This window comes from Lysinibacillus sp. FSL M8-0216 (assembly GCF_038595555.1).
Taxonomy (GTDB): Bacteria; Bacillota; Bacilli; order Bacillales_A; family Planococcaceae; genus Lysinibacillus; species Lysinibacillus fusiformis.
Genome location: NZ_CP152007.1, coordinates 2,853,536 through 2,868,660, shown reverse-complemented (window position 1 = coordinate 2,868,660; position 15,125 = coordinate 2,853,536). Strand labels below are relative to the sequence as shown.

The 15,125-nt window shown below is 39.6% G+C and carries 17 protein-coding genes; 10 read left to right on the top strand and 7 right to left on the bottom strand.

Annotation, left to right across the window (positions count from 1 at the left end):
• Positions 1-6: 6 nt before the first annotated feature.
• Together MKX57_RS14085 and fdhF are read right to left on the bottom strand one after the other, a co-directional pair.
• Positions 7-486, bottom strand: coding sequence for a DUF1641 domain-containing protein (locus MKX57_RS14085; protein WP_089986362.1), 480 nt, complete (start codon positions 484-486; stop codon positions 7-9).
• Between the two features lie 4 nt (positions 487-490).
• Positions 491-3,427: a formate dehydrogenase subunit alpha gene (gene fdhF, locus MKX57_RS14080; protein ID WP_089986363.1), complete on the bottom strand. Its 2,937-nt coding sequence runs from the start codon at positions 3,425-3,427 to the stop codon at positions 491-493.
• A 579-nt stretch (positions 3,428-4,006) separates the two neighbouring features.
• On the opposite strand from fdhF, the gene MKX57_RS14075 reads away from it, so the two are divergent.
• Genes MKX57_RS14075 through moaA form a run of 3 tightly spaced genes read left to right on the top strand, consistent with a single transcriptional unit; the run spans position 4,007 to position 6,203 of the window.
• Positions 4,007-4,354, top strand: coding sequence for a DUF2294 domain-containing protein (locus MKX57_RS14075; RefSeq protein ID WP_008178574.1), 348 nt, complete (start codon positions 4,007-4,009; stop codon positions 4,352-4,354).
• A gap of 13 nt (positions 4,355-4,367) precedes the next feature.
• Positions 4,368-5,186 (top strand): formate dehydrogenase accessory sulfurtransferase FdhD, encoded by an 819-nt coding sequence (gene fdhD, locus MKX57_RS14070; RefSeq protein WP_342550367.1) that lies wholly within the window; start codon positions 4,368-4,370, stop codon positions 5,184-5,186.
• The gene (moaA, locus tag MKX57_RS14065) at positions 5,187-6,203 is read left to right on the top strand and encodes a GTP 3',8-cyclase MoaA (protein ID WP_043990494.1); all 1,017 of its coding nucleotides are present in this window, start codon (positions 5,187-5,189) and stop codon (positions 6,201-6,203) included.
• A gap of 46 nt (positions 6,204-6,249) precedes the next feature.
• Here the strand turns inward: moaA and moaC are convergent, their stop codons facing one another.
• Genes moaC through MKX57_RS14050 form a run of 3 tightly spaced genes read right to left on the bottom strand, consistent with a single transcriptional unit; the run spans position 6,250 to position 7,806 of the window.
• Positions 6,250-6,732, bottom strand: a complete 483-nt coding sequence (gene moaC / locus MKX57_RS14060) for a cyclic pyranopterin monophosphate synthase MoaC (protein ID WP_008178569.1) — start codon at positions 6,730-6,732, stop codon at positions 6,250-6,252.
• Positions 6,725-7,315, bottom strand: coding sequence for a molybdenum cofactor guanylyltransferase (locus tag MKX57_RS14055; RefSeq protein ID WP_089986365.1), 591 nt, complete (start codon positions 7,313-7,315; stop codon positions 6,725-6,727). Before MKX57_RS14055 ends, moaC begins: the two co-directional genes overlap by 8 nt.
• Positions 7,312-7,806: a MogA/MoaB family molybdenum cofactor biosynthesis protein gene (locus tag MKX57_RS14050; RefSeq protein WP_089986366.1), complete on the bottom strand. Its 495-nt coding sequence runs from the start codon at positions 7,804-7,806 to the stop codon at positions 7,312-7,314. The genes MKX57_RS14055 and MKX57_RS14050 overlap by 4 nt, the downstream gene beginning before the upstream one ends.
• A gap of 175 nt (positions 7,807-7,981) precedes the next feature.
• Here MKX57_RS14050 and MKX57_RS14045 point away from each other — a divergent pair, with 175 nt between their 5' ends.
• Genes MKX57_RS14045 through moaD form a run of 5 tightly spaced genes read left to right on the top strand, consistent with a single transcriptional unit; the run spans position 7,982 to position 11,492 of the window.
• Positions 7,982-8,998 carry a thiazole biosynthesis adenylyltransferase ThiF gene (locus tag MKX57_RS14045; protein WP_089986383.1) on the top strand — a complete coding sequence of 339 codons (1,017 nt, stop codon included), beginning with the start codon at positions 7,982-7,984 and terminating at the stop codon, positions 8,996-8,998.
• Positions 8,999-9,011: 13 nt separating this feature from the next.
• Entirely contained in the window at positions 9,012-10,301 is a 1,290-nt protein-coding gene (gene glp / locus MKX57_RS14040; protein WP_008178562.1) for a gephyrin-like molybdotransferase Glp, read from the top strand.
• Positions 10,265-10,789: a molybdopterin-guanine dinucleotide biosynthesis protein B gene (gene mobB / locus MKX57_RS14035; RefSeq protein WP_052301741.1), complete on the top strand. Its 525-nt coding sequence runs from the start codon at positions 10,265-10,267 to the stop codon at positions 10,787-10,789. Before glp ends, mobB begins: the two co-directional genes overlap by 37 nt.
• Complete coding sequence (locus tag MKX57_RS14030; RefSeq protein ID WP_342550366.1) at positions 10,786-11,262, top strand: molybdenum cofactor biosynthesis protein MoaE; 477 nt, start codon at positions 10,786-10,788, stop codon at positions 11,260-11,262. Before mobB ends, MKX57_RS14030 begins: the two co-directional genes overlap by 4 nt.
• Entirely contained in the window at positions 11,259-11,492 is a 234-nt protein-coding gene (gene moaD / locus MKX57_RS14025; RefSeq protein WP_008178556.1) for a molybdopterin converting factor subunit 1, read from the top strand. Before MKX57_RS14030 ends, moaD begins: the two co-directional genes overlap by 4 nt.
• A 36-nt stretch (positions 11,493-11,528) precedes the next feature.
• Here the strand turns inward: moaD and modB are convergent, their stop codons facing one another.
• The gene (gene modB, locus MKX57_RS14020; protein ID WP_008178554.1) at positions 11,529-12,185 is read right to left on the bottom strand and encodes a molybdate ABC transporter permease subunit; all 657 of its coding nucleotides are present in this window, start codon (positions 12,183-12,185) and stop codon (positions 11,529-11,531) included.
• A gap of 3 nt (positions 12,186-12,188) precedes the next feature.
• Positions 12,189-12,974 (bottom strand): molybdate ABC transporter substrate-binding protein, encoded by a 786-nt coding sequence (gene modA / locus MKX57_RS14015; RefSeq protein WP_107922485.1) that lies wholly within the window; start codon positions 12,972-12,974, stop codon positions 12,189-12,191.
• Positions 12,975-13,132: 158 nt separating this feature from the next.
• On the opposite strand from modA, the gene MKX57_RS14010 reads away from it, so the two are divergent.
• Together MKX57_RS14010 and MKX57_RS14005 are read left to right on the top strand one after the other, a co-directional pair.
• Positions 13,133-14,053, top strand: a complete 921-nt coding sequence (locus tag MKX57_RS14010; RefSeq protein WP_008178550.1) for a helix-turn-helix transcriptional regulator — start codon at positions 13,133-13,135, stop codon at positions 14,051-14,053.
• 241 nt (positions 14,054-14,294) lie between these two features.
• On the top strand, positions 14,295-14,888 hold the full coding sequence (locus tag MKX57_RS14005) for a TRIC cation channel family protein (RefSeq protein WP_008178546.1): 594 nt from the start codon (positions 14,295-14,297) through the stop codon (positions 14,886-14,888).
• Positions 14,889-15,125 lie beyond the last annotated feature (237 nt).

Here is a 15,125-nt window from a genome sequence, read left to right as displayed (position 1 = left end):
CACCACCTAATCTTTTAAGCCTTTACCAAGTCCTTTTAAGAAATGGACACCGAAATTGACTGCACGATTAACATCTGGATCATTTAACATTTTAACTAGCTTAAAAGCACTCACTTTTTCATCAGTTTCTAGAGCTTTGTTCGCTTCGTCTACTCCAGTATTTAAGCCTTCAATAAGTTTTGTTGTCGTTTCAGGATTTAGCTCTGTCAAGGCTCCTGCAACACCCATCAAATTATTAATGATATTCGTCACAGGCTTTCGTGTCAATTGTCCAAGTGCTATATGAGCAACATCTTCTTTCGCTTCAAGTAACTTAGTAGCGGCTTCTAATGCACCAATATCATTTAATTCTGCCATAATGGTAAATACTTGCTGAACTGCTTCTTCATGATCAGAAAGTAGTTGTTTTAGATTATCTAATTTTTGTTCTTTTAGTTGTTCTTCCGTAAATTGTTGCTTTTTTATGCTTGTAATCGGTACAGCCATGCTCTCACTCTCTTTCGTTAGTAGTTGTTAAGTGAACGTAGCCAGGACGATTCCATTTCCGTTGTACCTCGACGCCATTTTGAGGATGACGCTTTTTATAGCGTGGGTTTGTTCGAGGAAGTGGTGATTTTCCTTTTGCTTTTAGCACTTCTACTCGAACTTTCGTTTGTTTATAGGCAGGTGTTGACGTATTCACATCTGCGGCTGGACCCGTTAGGAAATTAATTGCGGAATCCTTGCTAACAGAGTTCATTGGTAAGAATAGCTCGTTACCTTGTACGCGATCTGTAACAAGAGCATTTAGCTTTAATGCACCATATGGCGATACTAAACGGAGTAGGGCACCATCCTCGATGCCTCGTTCTTTCGCTAGTTCGGGTGATACTTCTACAAAAATCTCAGGAACTTTTGATTGAATACCCTTTGATTTATTCGTTAAGTTGCCTTCATGGAAGTGTTCAAGCATACGACCGTTATTAATATGACAATCATACTGTGCCTCAAATTCAACTGGTTCCTTCCAGTCATTTAATGCAAAGCGTGCCTTTTTATCAGGGAAGTTAAATCCATCCTCATATAGTAAAGGAGTATCTTTCCCATCATGACTACCCCAGCAGAAGCTACCCCAGCCCTCTAAAACATCATAGTTGGCTTGCGAGAAAAGGGGAGATAGGCTAGCCATTTCGTCGAAGATGTCGCTTGGGTGATTGTAATGCCAGTCAGCACCAAGACGATGAGCAACTGCTTGTAGAATTTCCCAATCTGCCTTCGACTCACCAAGTGTCGGCAAAACCTGATATAGACGTTGAACGCGACGCTCTGTATTAGTGAATGTACCTTCTTTTTCAAGGGAAGGAGCAGCTGGTAAAATTACATCCGCATATTGTGCCGTGCGTGATAGGAAACAATCTTGGACCACAAAGAAGTCTAATTGGGATAGCACCTCATCCACATGGTTCGCATTGCAGTCAACAAGCGCCATATCTTCACCTACTAAATACATCGCCTTCATTTTACCTTCCATAATCGCATCTAACATTTGCATATTATTACGACCTGGCTGTGGTTGAATGTTGACACCATATGCTTTTTCGAATTTAGCACGGGCTTCATCATCTGTTACTTTTTGATAGCCCGGCAATAGATTTGGTAGTGTACCCATATCACATGCGCCTTGAACATTATTATGACCGCGAAGAGGGTAAGCACCTGCACCTGGACGACGGTAGTTACCAGTTGCTAAAAGTAAATTAGAAATGGCAGCCGATGTATAAGATCCACCTGTATTTTGTGTGACGCCCATACCCCAAAGAACGCAAGTGCCGTCTGCGTCACGAATCATTTCTGCCACCTGAATGATGGTTTCTTTTGAAATTCCAGTCATTTCTTGTGCATAGTCAAGTGTATATTTTTCAAGAACTTGTTTGAAATCGTCCAAGTGTAGGACATTTTCCTGAATGAAGGCTTCATCATGCCATCCTTGATCCATCATATATTTGGTTACAGCCATTAACCATACTTGGTCAGTACCTTGCTTCGGACGCATAAATATATCTGAACGCTCAGCCATTTCATGTTTACGTATATCAGCAACAATCAGCTTTTGACCATGTAATTTATGGGCACGTTTGACACGAGTAGCCAAAACGGGATGACCCTCAGCCGGATTAGCCCCAATAATAATGACAAGACCTGCCTTGGCAATATCTTTAATTGTTCCTGCATCGCCACCCATACCTACAGTGCGCAATAAACCGTCCGTCGCTGGTGATTGGCAATAGCGAGAGCAATTATCAACATCATTTGTCTTAAACAATTGACGTGCCATTTTTTGAATTAAGTAATTTTCTTCGTTTGTAATTTTAGATGATGAGATAAAGCCAACAGAGCCAGGGCCATATTGTTGTTGAATGCCCCCCAGTTTAGTGGCAATTAAATCAAGTGCTTCCTCCCAAGAAGATTCCACAAAGGCATCAGCTTTACGGATTAATGGCTTTGTTATACGTTCTTCAGAGTTGATAAAGTCCCAACCGAATTTCCCTTTGACACAAGTAGAAATTGCATTTACAGGACCATCGGAAGGTTGTACTTTTAAAATTTTGCGATCTTTTGTCCACACTTCGAACGAGCAGCCTACACCGCAGAAGGTACAAACTGTTTTTGTCTTTTTCGTCCGTTTACTACGCATCGCTGCTTCCACCTCAGAAACAGCAAAGATACCACTATAGCCGGGCTCTACTTCTTTTATCAAACTGATCATTGGATCTAGCATATCCTGTTTAAGACCAGTCATAAATCCAGCCTCTCCGAGCATGGATTTTTCCATTAACGCATTACATGGGCAAACGGTTACACATTGACCGCAGCTGACACAGGAAGAATCATTAATCGCAACGCCAGTATCCCAAATTACGCGAGGTCTTTCTGCCTCCCAATCCAAAGATAGCGTTTCATTCACCTGTAAACTTTGACAAACCTCCACACATTGTCCACATGCGATACATTGGTTTGGATCATATCGGTAAAATGGGTGTGACATGTCCACTTCATGTGGCTCCACTTTTGGTTTGTATGGATATTTTTGATGCTCGATTTCCATTAACTCAGCTGTGTTGTGTAAAGTACAATTCCCGTTGTTATTATCACAAACTGTACAGTACAATAAATGATTTTCAAGAAGTCGATCCATCGCTTCCGTTTGTGCCGCCTTTGCTTTGTCAGAAGTTAATAATATATTCATGCCATCAACTGCCTTCGTTGAGCATGACCGAACTAATTGGCCGTTCACCTCAACGATACATGTATCACAAGTCTCGATTGGATCAACGGTAGGTACATGACAAATTTGTGGATGTGGGATGTCATGTTGATTAATGGTATCAAGGATTGTAGCTCCTTCTTTTACATCGTACGTTACGCCATTAATATGAATTTGAGTCAAGGTAACTTCCTCCTTTTACACTATGAGACTACTCGTACAACCTGTTACGGCTTAAGACAAAAGGGAATTACATTGCGAGTTTTTATTAATGATGAAAAGATTGTCTTGTTATCATTGTAATTCCCAAATGGCCTTGAAGCTACCTCAAAATAGGGTAATTGCTAGAACATAACAAGTTATCCATGTCCCGGATTAAAAAATAAAAAAATCCACCATGAAATGGCACGTCCAAGACATGCTAATACATTCATGGTGGATAAAATTCTTAGCAGGCCTTGCTAAAAACTCAATCAGCTTTTATTTTTGGGTCATAATAGAATTCAAATATTCATAAACACTATGCGATTTCTAAGTAGATGCGACATAGGGATCAAAATACATAAATTCCATTTGTGCTATTATTATAGCCCTTTGCCGCAAAAGGAACAATATAAATCATAAATATTTTTACATGAGAATGATTATCAAAAACATTTTCCCTTTTATTTTTTAAAAAGTTACTATATGATTAACAAACTGTAAGGGTGACCCCATAGTGATTGCCTAAAAAAGTATAATGATGATGGGAGAATCATTACGATGTCTAAAAAAGTTCATGAATTTAACGATATGATTCGTAAATTACGAAAAGAAGTTTTTGGTAAAGGACCAGAACGTATTCATACTGTTTTTGTTGAAAATATGGCTGTCTCCACTTTATACGGGAATATCACCCCAACTGAAAAATTCATTGCGGGTTCACCCGAAGGATTGAAAATGGTTCATGCCGCAAGGACGAGCATGATTCAAGATTTATATGCACAATCGCCACCTGAGGGCATGGAAGAATTAATGGGCAGTAAATTACTCCATTTATTTTCAGATATTAAAATTGAAGAGGATTTTGCGATTTCAGTCTTTGTTTTTGAAAAGCATATAAGTGAATAAAGGAGGATGCCTTATGGAGAGAGCCGTTACGAGGAAGATTGTGCGGGTTCAGGGGCAGCAAGTGAAGGAAATAGATGATTTAATTGTCTCAGAATATGCTGTGACCGTGAAAATTAATCAACAAGAATTTGTCACGATGGTTTGTACGCCAGAATATGTCGAGGATATGGTCATCGGTTATTTAGCGTCTGAACGGGTGATCCGTAATTACGAGGATATTGAGGATATTTGGCATCAAGAACAAGAAGGCTTTGTGCACATTAAAACCAAGCATGTCAATCCTTACTATCAGCAAACGCAAAACAAACGCTATATAACGTCTTGCTGTGGAATGAGTCGACAAGGCTTTATTTTCACAAACGATGCTTTAGTAGCAAAAAAAATGGAAGATATTCATGTCCAAATTACGACTGAAGATTGCTTTCGTTTAATGCACGCCATGCAGGAGACGGCTGATATATTTAAAAAAACAGGTGGTGTGCATAATGCAGCGCTATGCGATGTCAATGGCATTGTTTTAAGTCGCATGGATATTGGTCGCCATAATGCTTTAGATAAAATTTACGGCTATTGTTTACGTCAAAATATAAGTATGCACGATAAAATTATTGTTTTTAGTGGACGGATATCATCAGAAATATTACTAAAGGTATCTAAAATAGGCTGTGAAATAGTATTGTCTAAATCGGCACCAACCGAATTAGCCTTGCAATTGGCTGAGCAGCTTGGCATTACGACTGTAGGCTTTATTCGACAACAAACATTGAATATTTATACACATCCAGAACGCATCATCATGCCAGCACAGAATGTACGGAAAGAAGGAGATTAAATGACGGATCTACAAGACCAACTACGCAGACCGTTAAGAGATTTAAGAATATCCGTGACAGATCGCTGTAATTTTCGCTGTCGTTATTGTATGCCAGCAGAAGTATTTGGTCCAGATTATGCATTTTTACCGTCTGATAAAATATTAAACTTCGATGAGATTGAAAGATTAGTCAAAATCTTCGTCTCATTAGGTGTTAAAAAAGTTCGTATAACAGGTGGAGAGCCTTTATTACGCCGTGATTTAACGGAATTAATTGCCCGAATTCATCGCCTAGAAGGTGTAGAGGATATCGCCTTAACAACAAATGGCACTTTATTAAAAAAATATGCACAGCCATTGGCACAAGCAGGCTTATCCCGAGTTTCAATCAGTTTAGATTCACTAAACGACGAGCGTTTTTTTGAGATGAATGGACATCGAGGGAAGGTGTCAACGGTGTTAGAGGGTATTGAAAAGGCAGCAGAAGCAGGTTTACAAGTAAAAATTAATATGGTTGTTCAAAAAGGAAAAAATGACCAGGATGTTTTAGAAATGGCACGATTTTTTAAAGAAAAACAACATATTTTACGCTTTATTGAGTATATGGATGTTGGGAATTCGAATGGGTGGCGCATGGATGATGTATTGGCTAAAAAAGACATCATTGAGCAAATCCATCAGCATTCACCGCTGCAACCGATTGCTCCTAATTATCACGGGGAAGTGGCGACACGTTACCAATACAAGGACAATAAGGGGGAGATTGGTATTATATCATCCGTCACAGATTCCTTTTGCACTTCTTGCTCACGTGCCCGCCTCTCAGCAGAGGGCAAATTATATACTTGTTTATTTGCTACAGAAGGTACGGATTTAAGAGAGCTATTAAGATCAGGACAAGATGATACAGCAATTATTAATTGTATAAAAAATGTCTGGACAAAAAGAAATGATCGCTATTCAGACGAGCGGAACGAACAGACGATGGCAAGCAGGAAAAAGGCTAAAGTTGAAATGTCTCATATCGGGGGGTAAACATGAAAAACAGAAAAAAATCGGCAAGATGCCGAATTTTTTCTGTTTATTTATGCGTAAAGGCACCGCTTTTTCCGCCTGTTTTTTCTACAAGATAGGTTTCTTTAATGACCATCGTTTTATCAACCGCCTTACACATGTCGTAAAAAGTGAGGGCAGCGATGGACACAGCTGTAAGGGCCTCCATTTCGACACCAGTTTTTCCATTGCATTTTACAGTAGCTTGAATGTGTAGCTCATAACCAAGATCCGTTTTCTGATAATCAAATTGCAGATCCGTGCCCTGTAGCATAATAGGGTGGCACATTGGGATGATATCTGCCGTTTTTTTAGCGCCCATAATACCTGCAATTTGAGCGACTTGTGTAGGGTCACCTTTCTTGATACCCCCTTGCTGGATGGCCTGATAGACCTCATTGGATAATGTAATGGTACTGCGTGCTATGGCTGAACGCGTTGTTATTTCTTTTTCAGATATGTCGACCATTTTGGGACGACCTGCTTCGTTCCAGTGGGTAAAATTATTCATTGTTAGACTCCTTTGTAACTGTTTGTAGCCAATCATGATGAGCATTGATATTAATAAATGTTGGACAGTTCTCATTAAAAGGAACATAACTAACACGAAGCTGATCTAAAAGCACTTTCATACTCCGTTTGTTTTGTTCCATCAATTGTTTTGCTAAGGGTAGGGCAGTGCGTCGATATAAGGCTGCTAATGGCTGGTAGCGTGAATTTTGTTTTGGAACAATCGCATCATAAGAATCATTGATATTGCCTAGCATCTCTTCAACAAAAGGTGCATTCATATAGGGCATATCACTAGCGACGACAAAAAACCATTCTACCTCAGGAAAAGCTGTCAGTATATGATGCAGGGCAAAAAGTGGCCCTTGATGGGGCTGCTGTTCTATGATCCATTGTACATTCTCAGGACCAAAACTTGGTTGCAGGCTAGCGTTTGTAGCGATCACCAAAGGATTTAGCTGATTTCCTTGGAGAGCGTTGAGGCTATGCTTATATAAAGGCAGCCCCTCAAACGTCTCAAACATTTTCGGTTGACCATACCGAGAGGATTGACCACCAGCTAAGATAACACCTGCAACGTTCATAGACGATTCAATTCTCCAACAAAATGTTGTACGGTCGGTAAAATAAGCTTGGTCATGGCCAATGTCACAGCATTAGTAGAACCCGGTAAAACATAAATAGCCGTTTGATGGCGGCTGCCAGCTGTGGCCCGACTAAACATAGCTTTTGGACCAATTTCCTCATAGCTTAACGTTCGAAATAATTCTCCGAACCCCATCATTTCTTTTTCAAAAAGAGGGGAAATGGTGTCGTAGGTTTGGTCTCTTGGTGTAAAACCAGTTCCGCCAGTGACGATAATGACATTGATGTTGGCATGATTGCACCATTGATGAATAAGTTCTGAGATTTCAAGCGGTTCATCCTTTGCTATTTGGTAGTCAACTACTTCAAAAGCAGCCTCTTGAAGTAAAGAAAGAATGCGCTGACCCGCTAAATCATCTGCCTTTGTCCGTGTATCACTCACAGTTAAAATGGCCGCATGGATGGGTTGTTGATGATGTGTAGGATGCAAGGTAGAATGACCTCCTTTTCTTGCGTTATTGGAGTTTTTCACAAAAAAGGCTCCATTCGTGAAGTGAGGAACGAACACGAAATAGAGAAAAATTTTCTGAGTAAGTTTCACTTTATTATAATGCTATCGACGAAAAGGTCAAACGAAAATTCATAGAAAGAAAGGCAAAATGCTCATGAATAATAGATATTCGAGACAACAATTATTTAGCCCTATTGGACAAACAGGGCAGCAGGCAATGAAACAAAAACATGTCCTCATCATAGGGGTTGGCGCCCTAGGGAGTGCTAGTGCAGAAGCACTCGTGCGTGCAGGTGTTGGGAGATTGACGCTGATTGATCGAGATTATGTGGAATGGAGTAATTTGCAACGACAACAATTATATACGGAGCAAGACGCACAAGAGAAATTGCCGAAAGTGATCGCAGCGAAAAATCGACTGCAACAAATTAATGCAGAGGTGGCCATTCAGGTTGCTATTATGGATGCCTGTACAGAATCATTGCTACCGTTGCTAGACGATATAGATGTCATGGTAGATGCTACTGATAATTTCGATGTTCGCTTTTTGATGAACGATCTTGCACAACAGCATCGTATTCCATGGGTGTACGGTTCCTGTGTAAGTAGTTATGGAGCTACCTATACGATTGTGCCAGGAAAAACACCATGTTTACGATGTTTGTTAAAGGTAATGCCTCAAACAGGGATGACCTGTGATACAGTAGGAATTATTAGCCCTACAGTCCAAATAGTAGCGGCATATCAAGTAGCAGAGGTGTTAAAACTGCTAGTTGGCGATGAAAAGGTCTTACGAAAAAGCTATTTAACGTTTGATGTTTGGCAAAACCAACATTATGAAATCAACGTAGATAAAATGCGTCAGGATGATTGTCCAACCTGTGGACACCATCCTACGTATCCATCTTTAGCTTATGAAAATCAAACAAAACTAGAGGTGCTTTGTGGTCGTGATGCGGTACAAATCCGACCGCCAAATTCGACTCACTACAATTTAGAGCAGTTGGCAGACCAACTTCGTACCTATGGTGATATTCAAATTAATCCTTATTTGCTATCTTGCCAAACAGAAGATTATCGCATTGTTATTTTTCAGGATGGGCGTGTAGTGATTCATGGAATTCAGGAGATCCAACAAGCAAAAACCATCTACTATCGTTTATTAGGATAAAGGAGTGTGCCAAATGTTAGAAAAGAGACAACCAATTCCAGTGTCAGAAGCTGTACATCGTGTAATGGATTATGCTTTTCAAGCCAAAAAGGAGTTTGTGCCATTATCACAGGCATATGGACGCTTTATTGCGGAGGATATTGTCGCCGATCATGACGTACCAGCCTTTGATCGATCCCCTTATGATGGCTATGCCATTCGTTCTATCGATAGTCAAGAAGCATCATCAGCACAGCCAGCCATATTTCAAGTCGTTGGAGAAATTGGTGCTGGCTTTGTTTACGAGGATGAAGTTGGATATGGCCAAGCAGTACGCATTATGACGGGGGCGCCAATACCAAAAGGATGCGATGCAGTTGTAATGCTAGAATTAACCCAGACATTCGTGGAACATCAGCAAACATTTATGTCGATTAAACGGGCGTTTACAGCAGGCACTAATATTTCTTATAAAGGTGAAGATGTACAGCAGCATACTGTTCTAATTGAAAGAGGACAATATATTAACCCCGGTGTCATGGCCTTACTAGCTACCTTCGGCTATGCGCAAGTGCCTGTCTTTCGTAAATTAGTGGTAGGTGTCATTGCCACTGGCAGTGAGTTACTAGAGCCAGAGGAATCTTTACAGCCAGGAAAAATTCGAAATAGCAATGCTTATATGATCATGGCACAAATTGAACGTACAGGTGCAGAAGTTCGATACTTTGGCAAATTTAGCGATGATCTTGATTTATGTATTCGTATCGTTGAAAAAGCATTACAGGAAGTCGATATTTTACTGACAACGGGAGGCGTTTCCGTTGGAGATTATGATTATTTACCGGCTATCTATCAAGCTATTGACGCTAAGGTATTATTTAATAAGGTGGCGATGCGTCCAGGAAGTGTAACAACAGTTGCTGCTAGAAATGATCAATTATTATTTGGACTTTCCGGTAATCCTTCAGCATGCTATGTGGGCTTTGAGCTATTTGTACGCCCTATTATTCGCACAGCATTTGGCAATCAACAGCCACATGTCCGCAGAGAGCAAGCTATTTTAGGGGCAGATTTTACAAAGCCCAATCCATTTACTCGCTTTGTAAGAGCTCGTGCATATTATGAAAATGGTCAGCTAGTAGCTGTGCCATCTGGTTTTGATAAATCGAGTGCCGTTTCGTCTTTAGCGTCAGCTAATGCATTTATTGTCTTACCTGGTGGCTCCCGTGGCTATGAAAAAGACATGCAGGTAGCAGTTTTATTGCTAGAAGATTTGCGAGGAAGTGAGTGGCCTTGGAACACCATCGAAAAATCATACAGATAGTTGGCTATCAAAATAGCGGAAAAACGACTTTGATGGAGCAATTAATCAAGCAAGCCACGTCAGAAGGGCTACGAGTTGGGACCATTAAACATCACGGGCATGGTGGAGCACCGGTAGAAAATTCTTCGAAGGATAGTAGTCGACACGAACAGGCAGGTGCTCGTGTTTCAGCAGTAGAAGGGGAAGGTACTTTACGGTTAAGTATTCACCAACATAGCTGGCAGCTTGCTGATATACTTGCGATTTATGCTAACTTTTCAATGGATATTATTTTGATTGAAGGATATAAAAGAGAAGATTACCCAAAAGTCGTATTACTACGAACAGCACAGGACTATCTGTTACTACAACAAATGTCTAATATCCTTTGTGTAATTTATTGGCCGAGCTATCCAATTGATCAAAACCTAAGGATTCCAAGCTTTTCTATTAATGAAGAAACAGAATATATGGAATTTTTGTTGAATGAAATGAGGGAAAAACTATGACGACAGCCATGTTTGAAATTATTGATAAGCCGATTGATGTGGAGGAGGTACGGCACAAAGTACTTAGTCGAAATGCGGGAGCGATTACGCTGTTCATCGGAACTGTACGTGAAATCACACAAGGTAAGAAAACATTGTACTTGGAATATCAAGCATACCCAGCTATGGCAATTAAAATGTTTGAGCAAATTGCACAGGAACTAAAGCTGCAATGGCCAGAAGCAGAAATAGCGATTACACATCGTGTAGGGCGATTGGATATTACGGATATTGCCGTAGTCATTGCGGTATCATCCCCACATCGAAAAGTAGCCTATTTGGCAAATGAATATGCAATTGACCGCATTAAACAGATTGTGCCCATTTGGAAAAAAGAACATTGGGAAGATGGTACACAATGGATCGGGGATCAATTAGAAAATGTCCCGTATCCTGAAGGAAAACCCGCGATTGATGAGGAGGGAAAATTGTGATTAATATCTTATTATTTGCTCATTTACAAGAAGCGGTTGGTGCGTCAACACTATCAGTAGAACTGTCAGACGTGACGGTTGCTCAAGTAAAAGAATGGATGGAACAGCATTATCCTCAATTGACATTGCAGCAAATGATGACAGCCATTAATGAGGAATTTGCAATGGATACAACCATTGTTAGATCAGGTGACACAATCGCTTTTATTCCACCTATTAGTGGGGGATGACGAAAAAGAGGTGGCTGTTTAAACCAGCTACCTCTTTTATACTTTTAGAATATGAATGCTAAGAAGCATTAGGAAAGAAATAGCGATCATGCACAAAACCCATGTCCAGGCAAGGGTCATGTTCCCCGAATCAATGGCCATATAAATAGCCAATGGCGTTGTTTGGGTTTTTCCTGGAATATTACCCGCAAACATTAATGTGGCCCCAAACTCACCTAATGCACGAGTGAAGCTCAAAATTCCTCCTGAAACAAGAGCCTTTAATGCAAGTGGAATGGATACGAACATAAAGACTTGCCATTCGTTAGCCCCATCCACACGTGCTGCATGCTCAATATCGCAATCAATCGAAGAAAAGCCCGTTTTCGCCGATTGATACATTAATGGAAAGGCAACGATGGTAGAGGCAATGACGGCTGCCCACCATGTAAACATGACAGGCTGATCAAAAAGCCAAATAATTAGATTTCCTAATAAACTATTCTTGCCAAATATAACGATGAGCAGGAAACCTACTACAGTTGGAGGTAATACTAAGGGCATCAGCAAAACCGTTTCCAGTAATAGCTTCCCCTTAAAATGATGGGTCGCCATCCATTTGCCCATTAAAATACCTGCCAATATAGCAATGATACCAGCAACAAAGGCAATTTCTATCGAAAGCCTAAGAGGAGACCAAAAATCGGTACCCATCCTTTATTGTGCTCCTTTAAACCCATACTTTTTAAAGACTTCCATTGCTTCATCACTTTGTAAGAAATGATAAAAATCTTCAGCCTCTTGTACATGCTTACTATTTTTAATGACACCAACAGGATAGATAATTGGTGTGTGTATTTGATCATCTGCAGTTGCAACGACTTCGACCTTATCTGATACAAGCGCATCTGTTTTATAAACAATTCCTGCATCTACATTTTCTGTTTCACTATAAGTAAGGACTTGGCGTACGTCTTTTGTATACACTACCTTGGATTCAAGTGACTCCCACAATTGCATATTTTTTAACGTTTCCACACCGTATTGCCCCGCAGGCACTGTTTCAGGTGTACCCAATGCAATTTTTCCTGCTTGTTTTAAATCTTTAAAGGATTGGATTTGTTTGTCATTTTTTTTAGGAACGATTAATACTAATTCATTTGCTAAAAGATCCACCCCCTGATTAGGATCAATCATCTCTTTTTCTACAAGCGCATCGAATTTATCTTCGGCTGCCGAAAAGAAAAGATCTGCAGGAGCACCCTGTAAAATTTGTTGCTGTAATGCGCCAGAACCTCCAAAGTTATAGAGAATTTTAATTGTATCGTGTTCTTTTTCATAAGCTGTTTTTAGTTCTTCTAGGGCATCTTGTAAACTAGCAGCCGCAGAAATGGTTAATTCAATTGGCACTTTTACTTGCGGATCTTTTTCTTCGTTTCCACAAGCAGCTAATAGACCAACTAGAATGAGTATGGATGCAAAGAAACTATAAAATTTTTTCACTTTATTTTTCTCCTTTTATAACTCGTTATAACAAGACATAACTAATTATAATAAGTTATAAGTGAAAAAGAAACCTGTAATTGGTAGAAAATTTCAAGATGTTCACACGTAAATAAATAAGTTACCATGTAAGAAGAGGCTTATAGGAGGAGAATGATATGTCACAAGAACAATCCTATACAATTGAAGAGGTTGCACAATTATTAAAGGTTTCGAAATTAACGGTCTATGATTTAGTGAAAAAAGGAGATTTGCCTGTTTTCCGAGTAGGACGCCAAATGAGGGTGGACCGTGCTGATTTACAGGGCTATATACAAAAACGTAAGACAGGTAATGCCGCATCGACGCCAGTAGTAGCTAGGCAAACAAAAAAACTTCCAAAAATGATTATTAGTGGACAAGATGTAGTGTTAGATGTATTAGCAAAATACATGGAAAAAAGACAGTCTAGTAAAGTATTGAGATCTCATGAAGGTAGTTTTAATGGTATCATGGCGATGTATAACGGGGAATGCGATATAGCCAGTTTACATATGTTTGATGGGGACACAGGAGACTACAATACACCCTATGTAAAAAAGATTTTTGTGAGCCATCCTTTTTTGCTCATTAATGTAGTGTCCCGTAGAGCAGGTTTCTATGTTCAGCAAGGAAATCCTCTCCAACTAGAATCCTTTAAAGACTTTAAGACCAAGTCATTTACGCTCATCAATCGTGAGAAAGGATCGGGTGCACGTACTTTATTGGATGAGCAATTGCGCATTCATCACATAGCTCCGTCTATGATTGATGGGTATGACAAAGAAGAAATGAGCCATCTCGATGTCGCATCGGCTGTAGCAAATGGGCATGCAGATGTTGGCATAGGGGTTGAGAAAATTGCTAAACTAGTAAACGTTGATTTTATTCCTGTTATTAGAGAGCGCTATGATATTGTGCTGTTAAAAACACCTGACAATCAACAATTAATTGATACGGTGAAGGAGATTTTGACTTCAGCAGATTTCCAATCTGAAGTGGCTGCATTAGGAGATTATGATGTTTCTCAAATGGGTCAGGTCATCTATGAAACACTGTAACTCAAATTATCGTTTGTATTTCTAGCATAAATGGTTTACAATTTTACTTGGAAATTTTATGGTCGTTGTGTTTTCTGTACATTGCAGAACGTCTATGAAATTTCAAATGAAGATTTGGTGAGATGGATAATTTAGTAGGTAAAACTGCTAGGATATTAGCCCACCATAAAATAGTTGGCGTCAAAGATGCGCAACTATTTTATGGTGGGCTTTTTGCTGTAAACAAAAGGAGTTGGATCAGATGACGTGGACAGTGTTACACATTATTGGCATTATTGCCTATGCAATTAGCGGCGCATTTGTCGCCTTACAGGCCAAATACTCTTTTATTGGTATATTTGTACTTGGCCTAACAACCTCTTATGGTGGGTCCATTATTCGCAACGTTGTACTTGATATACCTGTGTCCGATATATGGGAGCGACAATCCTTACTAGTCGTTTTAGTGACGCTGACAACTATTTTATTTGTGAAAAGAAATTGGATACATCACTGGAACCGCTGGGGCTATTTCTTTGATTCAATTGGTCTTGCTTCTTTCGCAATACAGGGTGGATTATTAGCCAAAAGCCTAGATCACGATCTAGGGATCATTATTATAGCGTCCATGTTTACGGGTGTTGGCGGTGGCATGATTCGGGACTTATTGGCTGGTAGAACGCCTCTTGCATTAAGAGAAGAGATTCATGCCGTCTTAACATTTGTCTGTGGGCTTTGTATTTGGGCAGGGTGGAGCAGTCCGCTTGAATTATCAGTTATCGTTATTTTCATTGTGGTCATTCGAATGTTATCTGTGAATAATAAATTGAAGTTTCCTTTGAAATTTTTGCATTAACCCAAATTCTCTTGTGGACTTTAAATGAAAGAATATTTGCTGTATCTAGTACAAATGGTTTTAAGAAGGGAAATTTAAACGTTTAATTTATGATGTTGTTTTTCATCATAAAGGATATTCCTCTGCTGGTGTTGGATTGGTAATAGATCTTAGTAATCGAACATTCTAATATTTGTTCAATAAACATTCATGTTTATAACTATCAACATAGTATAATTTTGTTTTAAAAGGAATTCT